Origin of the sequence: Kitasatospora sp. NPDC096128 (assembly GCF_040303105.1) — a bacterium.
GTDB lineage: Bacteria > Actinomycetota > Actinomycetes > Streptomycetales > Streptomycetaceae > Kitasatospora.
In genome coordinates this window covers 1-17946 of record NZ_JBEOSP010000014.1, presented here as the reverse complement: position 1 = coordinate 17946, position 17946 = coordinate 1, and the positions used below count along the sequence as shown (strand labels likewise).

The following is a 17946-nucleotide window of genomic DNA, read 5'->3' as shown; positions in this document are numbered from 1 at the left end:
CGGGAGCTCCTTCTAGACGTCGAGGTCGAGCACGAGGGTCTCACCCTCGGCGGCGCGGGAGACGCAGGGCAGCAGGGCGCCGGCGGCGCGCTGCTCGGGGGTGAGGCGGCGGTCCCGGTGCTCGGGCGTGCCGGCCACGAGGCGGACCTCGCAGGTGCCGCAGAAGCCCTGGTGGCAGGAGTACGGGAGGTCGGGGCGGGCCTCGCGCAGCACGTCGAGGGCGGAGCGGTCCGCGGGGACGTCCAGGGTCGGGCCGTCGGCGCCGAGCCGGACCGCGAAGGGCTCTCCGCCGGCGATCGGGGCGGCGCCGAAGCGCTCGAAGTGCAGGGCGGCGGCCGGGGATTCGTCCAGTGCGGCCTGGACGGCGGTGAGCATCGGGGCCGGGCCGCAGCAGTAGACGGCCGCGCCGCGCGGGGCGTGGGCGAGCAGTTCGGCGCCGGTGGGGACACCGCCGTGCTCGTCGTCGGTGCGCAGCACGACCCGGTGCGGGTCGAGGGCGCGCAGTTCGTCCGTGTACGGGAGGGTGTCGGCGCTGCGGCCGACGAGGACCAACCGCCAGTCCAGGCCGTGCTGTTGGGCCTCACGGGCCATCGGGAGGAGCGGGGTGACGCCGATGCCGCCGGCCAGCAGCAGGACGGCGGGCTCGGCACAGAAGGCGAAGCCGTTGCGCGGGCGGCGGGCGGTGAGGCGGGTGCCCGGGTGCAGGGTGTCGTGGACCTCGACGGACCCGCCACCGCCTCCGGGCAGCCGGCGCACGGCGACCCGGTAGTGCCGGCGGTCGGCGGGGTCGCCGCTGAGCGAGTAGTGGCGCTCGCGGCCGGAGGGCAGGGCGAGGCGCAGGTGGGCGCCGGGCTGCCAGGGTGGCAGGTGACCGCCGGAGGGGTCGGCGAAGGTCAACTCGACGACATCGGCGGCCAGTTGGCGACGCTCGGCGACGACCAGCTGGAGCGGCGGGGTAGGGCGGCTGAGCGGGCGACGGGGGCTGCGGCGCAGCAGGGGGCCGCCGAGGGCCGGGGAGTAGCGGTCGCCGAAGGCGGTGAGCCGGCGCATGAATCCGTCGGCGCGCGGGCGGCCGTAGAGGTCAGGGGGCGGGGTGAGCAGGTCCATCCGGGCGGGTCCTTGCCGTGGGAGAGGGGGCGGGCGGCGGGGCGGCGGGTGACAGCGTTCAACTTTCAGATTTCAACTTTCAGATGACAGAAAACAGAGAACAGATAACGTTATCTGTTCGCTGTCATCTGTTATCCGTTCGCTGAAACCTGTCAGTCGTCAGCCGTCACCCACCATCCGTCAGCCGTGCCCGGCCGCCGCCCGGGCGGCCGGGGAGGTGGCGAGGTAGCCCAGCGCCTGACTGGAGGAGCCCTCCTGGGTCGGGTGGTAGCCCGGCCGCAGGTAGCGCAGCCCGGAGCGGACGGAGCGGAGCGGGTCCGGCAGCAGTCCGCGCTTGGCGATCCGGCCCGCCTCCCGCCAGGTGGGCTTGAGCCGCCCCTGGAGCGTCGGGTCGGCGGCGAGCAGGAAACGGGCGCCGCGCACCCAGAGGTGCACCAGCAGCGGCCCGGAGATCATCATCCCGCGGACCCGCCGCAGGTAGCCCGGGTCCAGGTGGACCATCAGGTCGAAGGCGACACTGCGGTGCTCGACCTCCTCCGCTCCGTGCCAGCGCAGCAGGTCCAGCATCGTCGGGTCGGCCTTGGCCCGGTCCAGCCCCGGGGAGTTGAGCGCCCAGTTGCCCAGGAAGGCGGTGAAGTGCTCGATCGCCGCGACGAAGGCGACCCGTTCGATGACGTTCTCCCGCCGCTGCGCCGGCGTCAGGCCCGGCTTGTCGCCGAGGACGCGCTGGAACAGCCAGGAGATCTGCCGGACGTACGGCCGCGGATCCAGCCCCTGGCCGAGCAGGTGGTCCAGGACCTCCTGGTGGGCCTCGGCGTGGATGGCCTCCTGCCCGATGAAGCCGAGCACCTCCTCGCGCAGCTGCTCGTCCCGGATCAACGGCAGCGCCTCCTTGAACACCTTGACGAACCAGCGCTCCCCCTCGGGCAGCAGCAGGTGCAGCACGTTGATCACGTGGGTGGCCATCGGCTCGTCGGGGATCCAGTGCAGCGGCAGCCGGGCCCAGTCGAAGCGGACGTCCCGGGGCTCCAGGACGAGGCTCTCGTGCACCCGCGCGGCGGGGGCGGCGACGGCGGGGACGGGGGTGGGGCGGGGCATGGCAGGCCCTCCTGACCTGGGGGCGGCGGCTCGACCCTGCGAAACGTACTCGCCGGTAGCCACCGCGACAAGGGTTTGGACAACTCCTATCGACATCGAGTCTAATAAGTGACGTGCACCGGCGGAGCCCCCCGGAAACCCCTCCCCGGAAAAACGGTCGGGCCTCGCCGGACGTGTCGCGTCCGGCGAGGCCCGTCAGGGGCGGCCACCCGCCCCGGGTGTCAGGTGCGGCGGCGTCAGACCGCCATCGCCAGCATCAGCGGCGCCGCCCGGGCGGCCAGCAGCTCCGCGGCAGCCTTGAGCTTGTGGATGTTGTCCACCGGCATCGAGGTGGCCAGGCAGCCGACCGTGCTGCCCGCCGTGATCGGCACCGCCGCGCAGACCGTGCCGAGCGCGTACTCCTGGATGTCCAGCACCGGCACCGTGGCGGGCTGGCGCTCGAGCCGGTGCATCAACTGGTCGGCGTCGGTGACCGTCCGGGAGGTGAGCCGGGCGACCGGGTGCCGGGAGAGGTGGTCCCGCCTGCCGTCCGCGTCGAGCTGGCTGAGCAGGCACTTGCCGATCGCGCTGGCGTGCGCGGTGGCGCGGAAGTCCACCCACTCCTGCACGGCGGGCGCGTAGTCGGCGGCCGAGACCGCCTCGACCGACAACTCCCCCTCGTGGTACCGGCTGAAGTACACCGCGGCACCCAACTCGTCCCGGAGTTCGGCGAGTTTGCGGTTCAGCCGGGCCTTGACGAGCTGCTCCCGGTTCTGCTGCCCGAGCAGGGCGAAGGTGCCGCCGAGCACCCAACCGCCGTCCTGGCACTGGAGATAGCCCTCGATCTCGAGGATCTCGGCGAGCCGGCGGACGGTCGGCAGGCCCAGCGAGGTCTCCCGCGCGAGGCCGACCAGGGTGGCGCCGTCGGGGTGCCGGTCGACGGCCTCCAGCAGTCTGAGGGCGTGCTGCAGGGAGGTGAACGGGCCCGTCGGGCCCTGGTCCAGCGCGGCGTGACGACCCGGGGCTGGTGTCGACATGTCGTCCCCTTCCGATGTCCCCCCACGGAGCGACCGCGGGCGGTCTCCAGCCTATCCACCCCGGGGCTCGGGCGACTGCCGTCCGTGAATATCCGTGAACATTCCGTGGAGCACGGCCGGTCGGCTGGTACAAGGGGCCCCGCGCACACGCACGAACGGAACCCGCACCCGGCACCCCGTCCGCCGCAGCACCCCCACGAAGCCCGACGGGGCCCCTCCCCCACTGCCCAGGGGGAGAGGCCCGTCGTGGGGCCGCCGGGGTGCGGGCCCCGGCGGTCCTGAGGGTGCGGAAGGTACGGCAGGTACGGGGAAGGTACGGCAGGTACGGCGGGTGGGCGGCGGGTCAGCCCTCGTCGCCCGCGCGGAGCTTGGTGACGGCGGCCTCCAGACGGGCCCCGTACTCCTCGTCGGCGGCATGGAAGTGGGCGAGGTTCTTCTCGACCACGTCGTCCCGGGTGACCTGCGCCAGGAAGCCCGCGATGTTGCCGATCAGCCGGGTCCGCTCGCCCTCCGACATCAGCCGGTACAGCTCGCCGGCCTGGAAGAAGTCGTCGTCCTTGCTGTGGGCCGGCGTGGTGTAGGTGCCGGTGTAGCCGTCGACCTTGACCGGTGCGGCGAGCGCGGCGTCGCTCTGGGTCGGGCCGTCGTACGAGTTGGGCTCGTAGTTCTTGCCGCGGCCGGCGCTGTTGGCGGCCATGAAGCCGTCCCGGCCGTAGTTGGCGGCCTCGGTGGCGCGCGGGGCGTTCACCGGCAGCAGGGTGTGGTTGACGCCGAGGCGGTAGCGCTGGGCGTCGGCGTAGGCGAACAGCCGGCCCTGGAGCATCTTGTCCGGGGACGGGCCGATGCCGGGCACGAAGTTGTTCGGCGAGAACGCGGACTGCTCGACCTCGGCGAAGACGTTCTCCGGGTTCTTGTTGAGCACCAGGCGGCCGACCTTGACCAGCGGGTAGTCGGCGTGCGGCCACACCTTGGTGAGGTCGAAGGGGTTGAAGCGGTAGTCCGCGGCCTCGGCGACCGGCATCAGCTGGACGTAGAGGGTCCAGGACGGGAACACCCCGCGCTCGATGGCCTGGTGGAGGTCGCGCTGGTGCGAGTCGGCGTCGGCGCCGACCACCTCGGCGGCCTGGTCGCCGTCCAGGCTGCGGATGCCCTGGTTGGTCTTGAAGTGGTACTTCACCCAGTAGGCCTCGCCCTCGGCGTTGACCCACTGGTAGGTGTGCGAGCCGTAGCCGTTCATGTGGCGGTACGAGGCGGGGATGCCGCGGTCGCCGAACAGCCAGGTGATCTGGTGGGTCGAGGCCGGCGAGTGGGCCCAGAAGTCCCAGACGTTGTCCGCCTCCTGCACGCCGGTGTACGGGTCGCGCTTCTGCGAGTGGATGAAGTCGGGGAACTTGACCGGGTCCTTGATGAAGAACACCGGGGTGTTGTTGCCGACGAGGTCGTAGTTGCCCTCCTCGGTGTAGAACTTCAGCGCGAAGCCGCGCGGGTCGCGCACCGCGTCGCTGGCGCCGAGGTTGCCGGCCACCGTGGAGAAGCGCAGGAAGACCTCGGTGCGCTTGCCGACCCCGGACAGGAACGCCGCCCGGGTGTACTTCGAGACCTCGTCGGTCACCTCGAAGTAGCCGTACGCGCCGGAGCCGCGGGCGTGCACGACGCGCTCCGGGATGCGCTCTCGGTTGAACCGGGCCAGCTTCTCCAGCAGCTGCTGGTCCTGGATCAGCAGCGGGCCGTACTCGCCGGCCGAGGCCGAGTTCTGGTTGTCGGCGACCGGGGCGCCGGACTCCGTGGTCAGGATCTTGGACATGGAGGGTCCTTCAGGTGTCGATAAGGCGGTGCGTGGAGAGGTGGAGCGGGCGAGCGGGCGGGCCCCGCTCAGACGCCCAGCAGGCGCCACAGCGCCGAGCGGCGGCGGGCGGAGTGCTCGCCGTCCGGGCCGTCGGTCGGCTGGAGGGCGGCGACCGCCGCGGTGGCCGCGGCCGGGTCCGCCAGCGGGCGGGCGGCGGCCAGGGCGGCGGACTCCTCCGCGCTGAGGCCGGCGCCGACGAGGGCGGCGGCGGCCTCGGCGGCCGGGACGGCGTTGAACCAGCGCAGCGCGAGGGCCGCACGGCCGGCCTCGGTGAGGCGGCCGGTGAGCCGGAGGCGGGCGAGGCCGCCGTCCGGGTAGACGTTGATCCGCACGTGGGTCACCGGGCGGCCGACGTCGAGCCGGAAGCGGTGCCGGGTGTCGGGCTGCAGGCGGGTTCGGGGCAGGATCTCGAACCACTCGCCCTCCGAGGGGTCCTGCCCGGTCGAGGCGTCGAAGCCGATCAGGTCGGCCCAGCCGGGGGCATTGGCGACGAAGTGGGTGGTGTCCACCTCGGCGGCCAGGACCTCACCGCCCCCGGCCAGGGCGATCTGAACCCAGTCGTTGGCCTTGTCGCGCCGACGCCGGGTCTCCCAGCCCTCGCCCATGACGGAGGCGCGACCGGGAGCGTTCAGGTTGTGCGGGGAGGAGAAGTAGCGGTCGGACGCCGCCTCGGCCACGCCGCCGTACTCCTGGGCGGCCAGGTCGAAGGTGAGGCCGTCCAGTTCGCGCGGGTCGGGCAGCACCTCGCCGTGCACCCGGAGCCGGGCGACGCCGCCGTCCGGGAAGATGGAGAGCCGCACATGGGTGTAGCGGGTGTCGTCCTCGACGGCGAACTCGTGGGCGGTGTCGCCCCGCAGCGGGGTGCGCGGTACCAGGACCGTCCAGTCGGCGGCCTGCAGCTCCTCGGGCGAGGGGTGCCCGGGGACGGAGGCGGCCTCGACCACGGCGCTCTCCGGGTAGTTGCCGGTGAAGTGGGCGGTGTCGACGATCACGCCGCGGATCGCGCCGCCGACGCCGAGCCGGACGATCGCCCAGTCGTGGTCCTGGTCGGTGGGGTGCGGCTGGTCTGCGGAGACGCCGCGGCGGCGCTTGGACTCCCAGCCGTCCATGATCTGGCCCTTGTGGCCGAAGGTGTGCGGGCGGAACTCGGCGGGCTTGGCCACCAGCAGGTTCTCGGCGTCCGCGAAGGTGTCCTCATTGGTGGCGACGACGCCCGCGCCGAGCAGCCGGGAAGCCAGGTTGACCAGCTCGGTGAAGGGAGCGCTCGGGGTGTCGGCAGTGGTCACTGACTCTCCTCGGAAGACGGTAGCGGTTCGGGAGGCCCGGTGGTCGGGAGGCCCGGTGGTCCGGGAGGCCCGGTGATGCGGAGGCGGGGGCGGGGGCGGCTCAGGAAGCACCGGTGGAACGGGAGTCGGCGGGGCGCACCAGCCGGCGGCCGAAGGGCTCGGCGCCGGTGTCCACCGCCCGGCCGCGCAGCCAGGTGGTGCGGACGGCGCCGCTCAAGGTCCGCCCGGCGTACGGGGTCACCGGGTTGCGGTGGTGCAACTCGCCCGCGTGGACGGCGAATTCGCCGTCCGGGTCGAAGGCGACCAGGTCCGCGTCGCAGCCCGCCGCGATGGCGCCCTTGGTGCCGGTGAGGCCGACCAGTCCGGCCGGTCCGGCGGACATCCAGCGCACCACGTCGGCCAGGGTGTGACCGCGGCGCCGGGCTTCGGTCCAGACCGCGGGCAGGCCCAGCTGCAGCGAGGCGATGCCGCCCCAGGCCGCCGCGAAGTCGCCGCTGCCGCCGAACTCGGGCAGCAGCTTGAGGTCGGGGGTGGACGGCGAGTGGTCGGAGACGACGGCGGTGAACTCGCCGTTCGCCAGGGCCTCCCAGAGCGCGTCCCGGTTGGCCTCGTCGCGGATCGGCGGGCAGCACTTGAAGGCGGTGTCGCCGTCCGGCACCTGCTCGGCCGCGAGGGTCAGGTAGTGCGGGCAGGTCTCGGCGGTGACCGTCACGCCGTCCTCGCGGGCCTGGCGCAGCAGCGGCAGTACGGCCGCCGAGGAGACGTGCAGGATGTGCACCCGGGCGCCGGTGCGCCGGGCGGTGTCGAGCAGCCGGGCGACCGCCGCGGTCTCCGCGCCGGCCGGTCGGGAGGCGAGGAAGTCCCGGTAGTGGACGCCGGGTTGCTGCGGCGCTGCGGCCAGGACGGCCGGGTCCTCGGCATGGATGATCGCCAGGGCCCCGATCCGGGCCTGCTCGGCCAGCGCGGCCTCCAGGTCGGCGGCCTCGACGTGCGGGAACTCGTCGACGCCGGACGGGGCGAGGAAGCTCTTGAAGCCGAACACGCCTGCCCGGTGCAGGGGTTCGAGGTCCGCGACGTTGCCGGGGATCGCCCCGCCCCAGAAGCCGAGGTCGACCCAGGCCTGGCCCTCGGCGGTCTTCCGTTTGACCTCCAGCCCCGCCACCGTGGTGGTGGGCGGGACGGAGTTGAGCGGCATGTCGATGATCGTGGTGACGCCGCCGGCCGCGGCGGCCCGGGTGGCGGTGGCGAAGCCCTCCCACTCGGTCCGGCCGGGCTCGTTGACGTGCACGTGGGTGTCGACCAGGCCGGGCAGCAGGGCGGTGTCGCCGAGGTCGACGAGCTCGCTGTCGCCGACCGCCAGCGATCCGTGCGCGGCGACCTGCTCGATCCTGCCGCCCCGGAGCAGCACGTCCGCGGGGCGCTCCCCGTCGGGCAGCACCGCCCGGCGGGAGCGGATCACCGCTGGTTGGCCGAACGGCATGGGGACCTCCGAAGCCTGGGAGTTGGGGGTGGCGGAACACGGGTGGGGGCGAAGGATTGCCGGGAGCCTAGGCCCGCCTTCAACAAAACGTCAATGGAGGAACGTACGAGGGCTCAGCCCGGCAGCAGCTCTTCGGCCAGCCGCTCCCCCGCCACCTCGGCCAGCTCACCGGCCCTGGCCATGCTGTCCCCCGGCTGCTCGGCCAGGTCGGTGAGCGCGATCGCGGCGGTGAAGCCGGCCGCCCGCCACTCGGGCTCGGACAGCTCCAACCGACCCGCCACAGCGGCCACCCGAACCCCCGCCCGGGCAGCCGCCGCGGCGACTCCGGCGGGGGCCTTGCCATGGAGCGTCTGAGCGTCCAGGCAGCCCTCACCGGTGACGACGAGGCGTGCCCCACGCACGGCCTCGTCGAAACCCAGCAGTTCGAGCAGCAGCTCGATACCGGGTCGCATGGTGGCGCCGAGCAGGGCGAGGGCGCCGAAGCCCACCCCGCCCGCGGCCCCGGCGCCGGGGGCCTCCCGCACGTCCCGTCCGGTCGCCGCGGCGACCTGGTCGGCGAAGCGGGTCAGCCCCTGCTCCAGGACCACCAGGTCGTCCCCGTCGGCGCCCTTCTGCGGGCCGTAGACGGCGGCGGCGCCGCGCGGGCCCAGCAACGGGTTGTCCACGTCGCAGGCGACCACGACGTCCACGCCGGTCAGCAGCTCGGCCAGCGGGCCGAGTTCGATCCGCTCCAGCCGGCGCAACGCGGCGCCGCCGGGCGGGAGTTCGACGCCGCCGGCGTCCAGCAGCCGGACCCCGAGCGCCTGCACCATGCCGGCCCCGCCGTCCGTGCCGGCGCTGCCTCCCAGGCCGAGCACGATCCGCTTGGCGCCCATCGACACCGCGCGGCCGATCAGCTGGCCGACGCCGTAGGAGCCGGCCGCGAGCGGGGCGGTCCGGCCGCCGGGCAGCCGGGCGAGGCCGGAGGCCTGGGCCAGTTCGACCACGGCGGTGTCGCCGCGGACGGCGATCGCGGCGTCCACCGGCAGACCGGTCGGGCCGGCCACCTTCGCCGGGACGCGGCTGAATCCGGCCGCGAGCGCCGCGGCCAGGGTGCCCTCGCCGCCGTCGGCGACGGGCAGTTCGCGCACCTCCGTGCCCGGCGCGGCGCGCCGGATGCCGGCGGCGATCCGGGCGGCGACCTCGGCACCCTCCAGGGTGCCCTTGAACTTGTCCGGCGCTACGACCACATGGCCCTGGAGGGGGGTGGGGGGCATCGGTGGTCCTCGCTTCCGTGCGGTCGGGCAGTGTTCGACGAACAGGTGTCCGGACCAGCATGGGTCCGGTGGCGCCGGGGATGCGACCCCCCGGCCGGGTGGTGCGACCCGGCCCGGGCCGGGGCCCCGGCGGAGCCCCGTACCCGGAGGGGGGGGTGCGCCCCCTCCCCGCCGTTCCCCCCGACCCGCTTCCGACGTTCGAGGGGCTCCCCTCGGCGGGGAGGAGGCCAGGCGACACGCAGCGGGCACGACCGAAGTGCCCCCGTGGGAGGGAGTGCGCGTCACCGGCTTGGATCGACCGGCGGGCGGGCGGATGAGCCCCTGCCCGCACGCCGGTCGGGTCTGGCCTCCTGGTGGCGCGGGCACGACCGGATCAGGTACACGCCACCAGGAGGAGTCTGTCGGGGCCCGGGGCCCCTTCGGTCAGCCGACCGCGGGATCAGGCGACCGCGGGCCGGTCGAGCCCGGGATCAGCCGACCGCGGGATCAGGCGACCTCGCGGCCCGAGAGCCGCTCGACGCCGCGCAGCAGCGCCGAGTGGTCGAGCGAGCCGTCGCCGTTGGCCCGGGCGGAGGCGACCAGCTGCGCCACCACGGCGCCGACCGGCAGCGCGGCGCCCACGGCGCGGGCGGCGTCGGTGACGATGCCCATGTCCTTGTGGTGCAGGTCGATCCGGAAGCCGGGGGCGAACTCGCGGTTGAGCATGTTCCCCTTCTTGCGGTTGAGCACCGTGGAGCCGGCCAGGCCGCCGCCGAGCACGTCCAGCGCGGCGGCGAGGTCGACGCCGGCGTTCTCCAGGAACACCACGGCCTCGGCGAGCACCTGGATGTTGACCGCGACGATCAGCTGGTTGGCGGCCTTGACGGTCTGGCCGGCGCCGTCGGGGCCGACGTGGACGACCGTGGTGCCCAGCGCGTCGAACAGCGGCTTGGCCTCGGCGAAGTCCGCCGCCTCGCCGCCGACCATGATCGACAGCACCGCCTCGACCGCACCGGCCTCGCCGCCGGAGACCGGGGCGTCCAGGGTGCGCACGCCCTTCTCCCGGGCGGCCTTGCCGACCTTGATGGAGGTCTGCGGGGTGATCGAGGACATGTCGATCACCAGGGTGCCCGCCTGGACGTTCTCCAGGACTCCGCCCTCGCCGAGGATGACCGCCTCGACGTGCGGGTCGGCCGGGACCATGGTGATGACGACCTCGGCGTCCCTCACCGCGTCGGCGATGCTGGCGGCGCCGTGGCCGCCGGCCTCGACCACGGTGTCGATCGAGGCCTGGGAGAGGTCGAAGCCGGTCACGTGGTGGCCGGCCTTGACCAGGTTGACGGCCATGGGCTTGCCCATGATGCCGAGGCCGACGAAGGCAATCTTGCGGGAGGCGCTCATCGCGTCGGGTTCCTTACGTGTGCGGGTGGGGAGGGATGGCGGGCCGGACGGGCGGTGCGGTCAGCGCGCAGCGGTCAGCGGTCAGCGGTCAGCGCGCAGCTCGCGCGGCAGCCAGCCGAAGCTGTCGGCGCTGACGCCGGTCGAGGGGCGGTACTCCAGGCCGATCGAGCCGGTGTAGCCGGCGGCGCCGAGCCGGGCGAACAGGTCCTCGAAGTCCAGCTCGCCGGTGCCGGGCTCGTTGCGGCCCGGGTTGTCGGCGATCTGCACGTGGCCGATCCGGTCGGCGTAGGTGTCGATGACCGCGGCCAGGTCCTCGCCGTTCCTGGCCAGGTGGTACAGGTCGCAGAGGAACCTGGCGTTCCCCAGGCCGGTGGCGGTGTTGACCTTGTCGACCACCTCGACCGCGGCGGCCGCGGAGACCAGCGGGTAGTCCGGGGACTCGGCCGCGTTGAGGGCCTCGATCAGCAGGACGGCACCGATCTCGTGCGCCGCCCCGGCCGCGAGCACCAGGTTCTCCAGCGCGACCGCGTCCTGCTCGGCCGGCTCCACGCCCTCGACCCGGTTGCCGTACAGCGCGTTGAGCGCGGTGGCGCCGAGCGAGGCGGCGAGTTCGGCCGCGACCGGGACGTTGGCCCGGAAGCGGTCCCGCTCGGAGGGGAGCGAGACGGTGCCCCGGGCGCCCTGGCTGAGGTCGTCCAGGAAGTTGAGGCCGGTGAGCCGGACGCCCGCGTCGCTGAACGCCTTGCGCAGCGCGTCGAGTTCGGCCCGGCTCGGGCTGTGTTCGGTGCCGAAGGGCCACCAGAGCTCGGCGGCCGTGAAGCCCGCCGCGGCCGCGGCCGCGGGGCGCTCCAGCAGCGGGAGCTCACCGAACAGGATCGACAGGTTGACCGTGAAGCCGTGCTGGGCAGCCGCCGTCACGTCCATCACCTCTCACTCTCTCTTCCTTCATCCACAACTTCCACGATACGGAAGAGGGATTCTGTGTGGTGGAAGCATCTCCGGCTCGCCGAGCGGGTGTCAAGGCTGCCGCAACATTTTGTTGAAGCGACCCCGGGGAGCCCGTCGCCCGGAGTCGCGACTGTTCGATCACCCAGGTCCGACCGGCTCGGATCCGGCCCCTGCCCCCGCCGACTCCCCGCTCGATACAGTGGGCGCGTGCGATTGATGGTGGAGTTCACGACAGAACCGTTCGAACTGGACACGTTCCCCGAGCACGCCTCGGCGGCCCGCAAGGTCGTCGACGAGGCCGGCCTGGACGTGTCGGTCGGCCCGTTCGGGACCGGCGCCGAGGGCGAGGCCGAGCAGGTCCTCGCCGCGGTGACCCGACTGCTCAGGGAGACCCTGGACGCCGGGGCGACCCGCATCTCCGTCCAGGTGAGCGTGCTGGGCGAGGAGGGCGGTACGCCGTGACCGAACACGTGGAGCACCCGCTCGCCGCGGCGGTCAAGCCGCTGCTGGACGCGGTCGGCGCGACGCCCGTCCCGCTGGACGAGGCGAAGGCCGAGGACATCGTGCTGGAGTGGGAGGGCACCCCGGCCCTGGCCGTCCGGCTGCCGCACCTGAGCAGTGCGCTGGACCGGCTGCTGGCCGAGATGGCCCGACAGTTCGACGGCCGCCCGCTGGCCGAGCTGGACCGCTGGGAGAAGCAGCGGGTCGTCGCCCTCCTGGAGGAGCGTGGCGCCTTCACCGTCCGCCACGGGGTCGAGACGGTGGCCTCGGCCCTGGGCGTCAGCCGCTTCACCGTGTACAACTACCTGAACCGCCAGGACGGCTCCAAGCCGTCCTGAGTGCGACTCGGAGCCGTACCGGGGGCGGTTCGAGGCCGCCCCGGGAGCGGCTCCGAGGAGCCGCCGACCGGGTGACCCCGCCGCTGTGGACAGTCTTGATCGGCCCACGGCGGGGCACACTTGGCGAATCGCACACGAAAGGGCCCCGCAGCGCGGGTCGGTTCAAAACGTAACCACCAACCGTTCAACAAACTGTTGACGGCAGGGTGGGGTCGATCTAGCTTTTCCGGGTGGCACCACTCTTCAGGAGGTCCACCCGTGACCAACCACCCCCACGCCCTTGACGCCCTGGCCGCGGCCGATGCCGCGGAGCTGGAAGAGATCCTGCTGGAGGTATGCTCCAGCCCCCGCTGGGCCGCCGCCGTCGCGAAGGCCCGACCCTGGTCAAGCCGTGAGGCCCTGCTCGCCGCCAACGCGGCGGCGATGGCCGGGCTGACCGCCGCGGACCTGCGCGACGCGATGGCCGGACACGCCCGGATCGGACAGCCCAGGACGGGCGACGCCACCTCCGAGCGCGAGCAGGCCGGCATCCAGGGCGTGGACCGAGCGGTCCTCGACGAACTGCGCGAGGCCAACACCGCCTACGAGGCCAAGTTCGGCCACGTGTTCCTGATCTGCGCGACCGGCCGCACCGCGGCCACCATGCTCGCGGCCCTGCGCGAGCGCCACCCCAACGACCCCGCCACCGAGGCGGAGATCGTCCGGGGCGAGCTGTGCAAGATCAACGACATCCGGCTGAACCGCCTCCTCGACGCATCCTGACACATCGTCAAGAATGCTTCGTGGACGGGCCGGCCCCGAGCCGGGGCGGGCCGTCCGGGCCGGGTCGCCACGCACGATCCGACGCACCACCACCTCTGCCATCAGTAAGGTCACTTCACCCATGACTGGCATCTCCACCCACGTGCTCGACACCAGCCTCGGCCGCCCGGCCGAGGGCGTCCCGGTCGAGCTCGCACTGCACACCGAGGGTGGCTGGAAGGTGCTCGGCACCTCCGCCACGGACTCCGACGGCCGGGTCAAGGACCTCCCGGCCGTGGAGGCGGGCTCGGTCGTCCGGCTGCTCTTCGACACCGGCGCGTACTACGCGGCGAAGTCGGCGGAGCCGCCGTTCTTCCCCGAGGTCTCGATCGTCTTCACGGTCGCGCCCGAGCAGCACCACTACCACGTGCCGCTGCTGCTGAACCCGTTCGGATACTCGGTCTACCGCGGAAGCTAGTAGACCGGCCTGGAAGCTTAGGAGCCTGTCATGGCCCACGTGCTCGGTCAGAACCAGTACGGCAAGGCGGAGAACCGCATCGTCCGGGTCTACCGCGACTCCACCCGGCACGAGATCAAGGACCTGAACGTCTCGGTCTCCCTGCAGGGCGAGTTCGAGGACGTCCACCTCACCGGGTCGAACGCCAACTGCCTTCCCACCGACACCACCAAGAACACCGTCTACGCCTTCGCCAAGGAGTACGGCATCGACTCGGCCGAGGCCTTCGGCATCCTGCTGGCCCGGCACTTCGTCGACAACACCGAGCGCGGCGTCGTGCACAGCGCCCGGATCCGGATCGAGGAGTACACCTGGGACCGGATCCGGACGCCGGACAGCTCGGCCCGCTTCATCGGCTCGGAGGAGGTCGGCCACTCCTTCGTCCGCAACGGCCAGGAGACCCGCACCACCGAGATCGTCTACGACGGTGAGAAGGTCCAGGTCATCTCCGGCCTCAAGGACCTCATCGTCATGAACTCCACCAACTCGGAGTTCTGGGGCTACATCAAGGACAAGTACACCACCCTCCAGGAGGCGTACGACCGCATCCTCGCCACCCAGGTCACCGCCCGCTGGAAGTACGGCTACAGCGGTCGCGACGGCGAGGCCCAGCCCAACTGGAACCGCTCCTACACCCACGTGAAGCGGCACCTGCTGGAGGCGTTCGCCGAGACCTACTCCTACTCGCTGCAGCAGACCCTGCACTCGATGGGCACCCGGGTCCTCAACAACCGCGCCGAGGTGGACGAGGTACGCCTCGAACTGCCCAACAAGCACCACTTCCTCGTCGACCTGGAGCCCTTCGGCCTCAAGAACGAGAACGAGGTCTACTACGCCGCGGACCGCATGTACGGCCTGATCGAGGGCACCGTGCACCGCGAGGGCGTCGTCCCGGTCATCCCGGTCGTCTGACCGCCCCCACCACGCCCATCCAACGCACCCCATGGCCTCCGCCCGGAATCGCCGCACCCTCCGGCCCGTACGGGCCGGTCGAGTTCGGGCGGACCGCAGCACCCGCAGCACCCGCAGCACCCGCAGCACCCGCACACGTTCCACTTGCTCCACCTGTTTCTCCACCCCCACCAACCGGAGTTCGTGCTCGCCTCGCGGCGGCCGGCCCGGGGCACTGGAGAAGCGTCCCGAGGGATCCTTGCTCCGCCGTCCCGCCCTCGGGGGATCTCCAGCGCCACGGGCGCGCCGGGAGCCACGGGCACAAGAGGGGCTCGACATGGCACCCAGCAACACCAGCAGTGACGACGGCGGTTCCACCCCTGCAAGAACCCCAGACCCGGACGGCACGTCGACCCGCCACCCCGGCGGGCCGTCCGGGTCCGGGTCCGGGTCCGGTACCCACCCCGTGGACGAGGTGCTGCCCCCGGTGAAGCTGATCTCCACCGGGCTCCAGCACGTCGCCGCGATGTACGCGGGAGTCGTCGCACCCCCGCTCATCGTCGGCGCCGGCGTCGGGCTCTCCGCCACCGACCTCGCCCTGCTCATCTCGGCCAGCCTGTTCACCGCCGGACTGGCCACCCTGCTCCAGACCCTCGGCATCTGGAGGATCGGCGCGCGACTGCCGTTCGTGAACGGCGTGTCGTTCGCGGGCGTCGCGCCCATGATCGCCATAGCCAAGGGCTCCATCGAAAGGACGGGGGGACCGAAGGACGCCCTCCCGGTGATCTTCGGAGCGGTGATCGTCGCGGGGCTCCTGTGCTTCCTCGCGGCGCCGTACTTCTGCAAGCTCATCCGGTTCTTCCCCCCGGTCGTCCAGGGCACCGTGATCACCCTCATCGGGGTGTCCCTGCTCCCGGTGGCGGTGAACTGGGCGCGCGGCGGCTCGCCGGGCGCCCCCGGGTACGGGTCCGTACGGGCCATCGGCCTCGCCGCGATCACCCTCGTCGCGGTGGTGCTCTGCAACCGGCTGCTGCGCGGTTTCTGGCAGCAGCTGTCCCTGCTCGTCGGCCTGGCGTTCGGCACCCTGATCGCCTTCCCGCTGGGGCTGGCCGACTTCGGCGCGGTCCAGGACGCGAAGGTCTTCGCGCTCCCCTCCCCGTTCCACTTCGGCGCGCCCGCGTTCGACGCGGCCGCGATCGTCTCGATGTGCATCGTCATGGTGGTCTCGATGACCGAGTCCACCGCCGACATGCTCGCCCTCGGCAGGATCGTCGAGCGCGAGGCCGACGAAGCCACGCTCGCCGCCGGCCTCCGGGCCGACGGACTGGCCACCGCGCTCAGCCCCGTCTTCAACGGCTTCGCCGCCAGCGCCTTCGCCCAGAACATCGGGCTGGTGGCGCTGACCAGGATCCGCAGCCGCTTCGTGGTCGCGGCCGGCGGAGGCATCCTGATCGTGTTGGGGCTCTTCCCCGTACTCGGTTCGGTCGTCTCGCTGGTGCCGCAGCCCGTCCTCGGCGGTGCCGGGATCGTCCTCTTCGGCACGGTCGCGGCGAGCGGGATCCGCACCCTCGCGGAGGCCGGCATGGAGTCCGGCGCCAACACCATCCTGGTGTCGGTCTCGCTCGGTGTCGGCATCGTGCCGATCGCCGTGCCGACCTTCTACGACGCCTTCCCGGAGGCGGTCCGGACCCTGATGCACTCGGGGATCTCGGCCGGCTGCGTGACGGCGGTCCTGCTCAACCTGCTGTTCCACCACGTCGGAACCGCCCGCCGGTCCGGATCGGAATCGGGGTCGGGGTCGGGGTCCGGGTCCCACCCCGGATCCGGCCAGGCCTCCGGCGCGACGGTACCGACGGTACCGACGGCGACACCGTCCTGACCGGTCCGGCGGGGCGCGCACCACTCGGTGCGCGCCTCTCCCGGCCCTCCCCCATAGGAGTCACACCATGGCAGTCCAGCCCCCGCCCGCCGACCAGCGGATCGTGATCGAGAACGTCGCGATCGCCACCGTCGACGCCGTCGACACCGAGTACTCCCGCGGCCACGTGGTCATCCTCGGCAACCGGATCGAATCCGTCGGCAACGGCCCCGCCCCGGCGTGGCTGGACAACGTGGTGCGCCGGATCAACGGCGAGGGCCACCTGCTCACCCCGGGCCTGGTCAACACCCACCACCACTTCTACCAGTGGATCACCCGCGGCCTCGCCCAGGACAACATCCTCTTCGACTGGCTGGTCGCCCTCTACCCGACCTGGGCCCGGATCGACGAGAAGCTCGTGCACGCCGCCAGCCAGGGCTCGGCCGCCGCCCTGCTCAAGTCCGGCTGCACCACCGCCTCTGACCACCACTACGTCTTCCCCAAGGACGGCGGCGACGTCCTCGGCGCCTCGATCGAGGCCGTCCAGGAACTCGGGCTGCGCTTCACCGCGCTGCGCGGCTCGATGGACCGCAGCAAGAAGGACGGCGGCCTGCCGCCGGACCACGCCGTCGAGGAGCTGGACGACATCCTGGCCGCCTCCGAGGCCGCCGTGGACCGCTACCACGACTCCTCCTTCGGCTCGATGCTGCACGTCGCGCTGGCGCCCTGTTCCCCGTTCTCGGTCTCCACCGACCTGCTCCGCCAGTCCGCCGAACTCGCCCGCCGCAAGGGTGTCCGGCTGCACACCCACGGCTCCGAGACGGCCGAGGAGGAGCAGTTCTGCAAGGAGCTGTTCGGCATGGGGCCGACCGACTACTTCGAGTCCGTCGGCTGGCTCGGCGAGGACGTCTGGATGGCGCACTGCGTCCACATGAACGACTCCGACATCGCCAAGTTCGCCGAGACCGGCACCGGCGTGGCGCACTGCCCCTCCTCCAACGCCCGCCTGGCCGCCGGGATCGCCCGGGTGCCCGACATGCTCAAGGCCGGCGTACCGGTCGGACTCGGCGTCGACGGCACCGCCTCCAACGAGTCCGGCGAGCTGGGCACCGAGCTGCGCAACGCGCTGCTGATCAACCGGCTGCACGGCTACCCGACCGCGCTGACCGGGCGCCAGGCGCTACGACTGGGCACCATGGGCGGCGCCCGGGTGCTCGGGCGGCAGAACGAGATCGGCTCGATCGAGGCCGGCAAGCTGGCCGACCTGGCGCTGTGGAAGATCGACGGGGTCATGCACTCCTCGATCGCCGACCCGGTCGCGGCCCTCACCTTCGGCTCGCTGCCGCCGCTGGCGACGCTGTTCGTCAACGGCAACGCCGTGGTCGAGAAGGGCGAGCTGACCACCGTCAACGAGGACCGGATCGCGCGCGCCTGCGCCCGCGCGGCCAGGGAGCTCGCCTCCCGACCGGTCTGACGGTCCGCCGGGCGGGCCGGAGCTGCCCTCCGGCCCGCCCGGCCCACCGACTCCGGGGCGCCCAGGGACGGTGCGTGACCCGGACTCCGTACGCCCGCCAGGGCGGACGGACCGCGGCCCCGAACCCACGGCGAGGGTTCGGGGCGCGGCAGCGGTGGGCAGCAGCGCCCGCTGCAACCTGGCGTAGTATCCGGACTGATCGGCGGCCA

At 72.7% G+C, this 17946-nt stretch carries 15 protein-coding genes and 1 pseudogene; 7 read left to right on the top strand and 9 right to left on the bottom strand.

Annotated elements, in window-relative coordinates; translation table 11 throughout:
* Positions 1–12: 12 nt before the first annotated feature.
* From ABTY61_RS17370 to ABTY61_RS17330, 9 genes and pseudogenes are all read right to left on the bottom strand, one after another.
* Positions 13–1107: a PDR/VanB family oxidoreductase gene (locus ABTY61_RS17370; RefSeq protein WP_350505852.1), complete on the bottom strand. Its 1095-nt coding sequence runs from the start codon at positions 1105–1107 to the stop codon at positions 13–15.
* Between the two features lie 180 nt (positions 1108–1287).
* On the bottom strand, positions 1288–2205 hold the full coding sequence (locus ABTY61_RS17365) for a metal-dependent hydrolase (protein WP_350505851.1): 918 nt from the start codon (positions 2203–2205) through the stop codon (positions 1288–1290).
* A 236-nt stretch (positions 2206–2441) separates the two neighbouring features.
* The gene (locus ABTY61_RS17360) at positions 2442–3221 is read right to left on the bottom strand and encodes an IclR family transcriptional regulator (RefSeq protein ID WP_350505850.1); all 780 of its coding nucleotides are present in this window, start codon (positions 3219–3221) and stop codon (positions 2442–2444) included.
* A gap of 343 nt (positions 3222–3564) precedes the next feature.
* Complete coding sequence (locus tag ABTY61_RS17355; RefSeq protein ID WP_350505849.1) at positions 3565–5025, bottom strand: catalase; 1461 nt, start codon at positions 5023–5025, stop codon at positions 3565–3567.
* Between the two features lie 281 nt (positions 5026–5306).
* A pseudogene (gene alc / locus ABTY61_RS17350) lies at positions 5307–6353 on the bottom strand (allantoicase); the annotation flags it as partial.
* Positions 6354–6453: 100 nt separating this feature from the next.
* Positions 6454–7833, bottom strand: coding sequence for an allantoinase AllB (gene allB, locus ABTY61_RS17345; RefSeq protein ID WP_350505847.1), 1380 nt, complete (start codon positions 7831–7833; stop codon positions 6454–6456).
* 113 nt (positions 7834–7946) lie between these two features.
* Positions 7947–9089, bottom strand: coding sequence for a glycerate kinase (locus ABTY61_RS17340; protein WP_350505846.1), 1143 nt, complete (start codon positions 9087–9089; stop codon positions 7947–7949).
* Positions 9090–9575: 486 nt separating this feature from the next.
* Positions 9576–10469, bottom strand: coding sequence for a 2-hydroxy-3-oxopropionate reductase (locus ABTY61_RS17335; RefSeq protein ID WP_350505845.1), 894 nt, complete (start codon positions 10467–10469; stop codon positions 9576–9578).
* Positions 10470–10550: 81 nt separating this feature from the next.
* Positions 10551–11393 carry a TIM barrel protein gene (locus tag ABTY61_RS17330; RefSeq protein WP_350505844.1) on the bottom strand — a complete coding sequence of 281 codons (843 nt, stop codon included), beginning with the start codon at positions 11391–11393 and terminating at the stop codon, positions 10551–10553.
* Positions 11394–11633: 240 nt separating this feature from the next.
* On the opposite strand from ABTY61_RS17330, the gene ABTY61_RS17325 reads away from it, so the two are divergent.
* From ABTY61_RS17325 to ABTY61_RS17295, 7 genes are all read left to right on the top strand, one after another.
* Entirely contained in the window at positions 11634–11879 is a 246-nt protein-coding gene (locus tag ABTY61_RS17325) for a thiamine-binding protein (RefSeq protein ID WP_497973020.1), read from the top strand.
* On the top strand, positions 11876–12256 hold the full coding sequence (locus ABTY61_RS17320; RefSeq protein WP_350505842.1) for a helix-turn-helix domain-containing protein: 381 nt from the start codon (positions 11876–11878) through the stop codon (positions 12254–12256). Before ABTY61_RS17325 ends, ABTY61_RS17320 begins: the two co-directional genes overlap by 4 nt.
* Before the next feature lie 258 nt (positions 12257–12514).
* On the top strand, positions 12515–13018 hold the full coding sequence (gene uraD / locus ABTY61_RS17315; RefSeq protein WP_350505841.1) for a 2-oxo-4-hydroxy-4-carboxy-5-ureidoimidazoline decarboxylase: 504 nt from the start codon (positions 12515–12517) through the stop codon (positions 13016–13018).
* Between the two features lie 121 nt (positions 13019–13139).
* Complete coding sequence (gene uraH, locus ABTY61_RS17310; protein ID WP_350505840.1) at positions 13140–13475, top strand: hydroxyisourate hydrolase; 336 nt, start codon at positions 13140–13142, stop codon at positions 13473–13475.
* Between the two features lie 30 nt (positions 13476–13505).
* Positions 13506–14426: a factor-independent urate hydroxylase gene (pucL, locus tag ABTY61_RS17305; protein ID WP_350505839.1), complete on the top strand. Its 921-nt coding sequence runs from the start codon at positions 13506–13508 to the stop codon at positions 14424–14426.
* Positions 14427–14742: 316 nt separating this feature from the next.
* Positions 14743–16284: a nucleobase:cation symporter-2 family protein gene (locus ABTY61_RS17300; protein WP_350505838.1), complete on the top strand. Its 1542-nt coding sequence runs from the start codon at positions 14743–14745 to the stop codon at positions 16282–16284.
* Positions 16285–16351: 67 nt separating this feature from the next.
* A complete protein-coding gene (locus ABTY61_RS17295) occupies positions 16352–17737 on the top strand; it encodes an 8-oxoguanine deaminase (RefSeq protein ID WP_350505837.1) in 1386 nt (461 codons plus the stop codon).
* The last annotated feature ends 209 nt before the right edge of the window (positions 17738–17946 follow it).

What these genes read in the sequence shown, in the direction of transcription:
- ABTY61_RS17370 (WP_350505852.1), bottom strand. Translation starts at nt 1,107, where the DNA reads ATGGACCTGCTCACCCCGCCCCCTGACCTCTACGGCCGCCCGCGCGCC.
- ABTY61_RS17365 (WP_350505851.1), bottom strand. Translation starts at nt 2,205, where the DNA reads ATGCCCCGCCCCACCCCCGTCCCCGCCGTCGCCGCCCCCGCCGCGCGG.
- ABTY61_RS17360 (WP_350505850.1), bottom strand. Translation starts at nt 3,221, where the DNA reads ATGTCGACACCAGCCCCGGGTCGTCACGCCGCGCTGGACCAGGGCCCG.
- ABTY61_RS17355 (WP_350505849.1), bottom strand. Translation starts at nt 5,025, where the DNA reads ATGTCCAAGATCCTGACCACGGAGTCCGGCGCCCCGGTCGCCGACAAC.
- allB (WP_350505847.1), bottom strand. Translation starts at nt 7,833, where the DNA reads ATGCCGTTCGGCCAACCAGCGGTGATCCGCTCCCGCCGGGCGGTGCTG.
- ABTY61_RS17340 (WP_350505846.1), bottom strand. Translation starts at nt 9,089, where the DNA reads ATGCCCCCCACCCCCCTCCAGGGCCATGTGGTCGTAGCGCCGGACAAG.
- ABTY61_RS17335 (WP_350505845.1), bottom strand. Translation starts at nt 10,469, where the DNA reads ATGAGCGCCTCCCGCAAGATTGCCTTCGTCGGCCTCGGCATCATGGGC.
- ABTY61_RS17330 (WP_350505844.1), bottom strand. Translation starts at nt 11,393, where the DNA reads ATGGACGTGACGGCGGCTGCCCAGCACGGCTTCACGGTCAACCTGTCG.
- ABTY61_RS17325 (WP_497973020.1), top strand. Translation starts at nt 11,634, where the DNA reads ATGGTGGAGTTCACGACAGAACCGTTCGAACTGGACACGTTCCCCGAG.
- uraH (WP_350505840.1), top strand. Translation starts at nt 13,140, where the DNA reads ATGACTGGCATCTCCACCCACGTGCTCGACACCAGCCTCGGCCGCCCG.
- pucL (WP_350505839.1), top strand. Translation starts at nt 13,506, where the DNA reads ATGGCCCACGTGCTCGGTCAGAACCAGTACGGCAAGGCGGAGAACCGC.
- ABTY61_RS17300 (WP_350505838.1), top strand. Translation starts at nt 14,743, where the DNA reads ATGGCACCCAGCAACACCAGCAGTGACGACGGCGGTTCCACCCCTGCA.
- ABTY61_RS17295 (WP_350505837.1), top strand. Translation starts at nt 16,352, where the DNA reads ATGGCAGTCCAGCCCCCGCCCGCCGACCAGCGGATCGTGATCGAGAAC.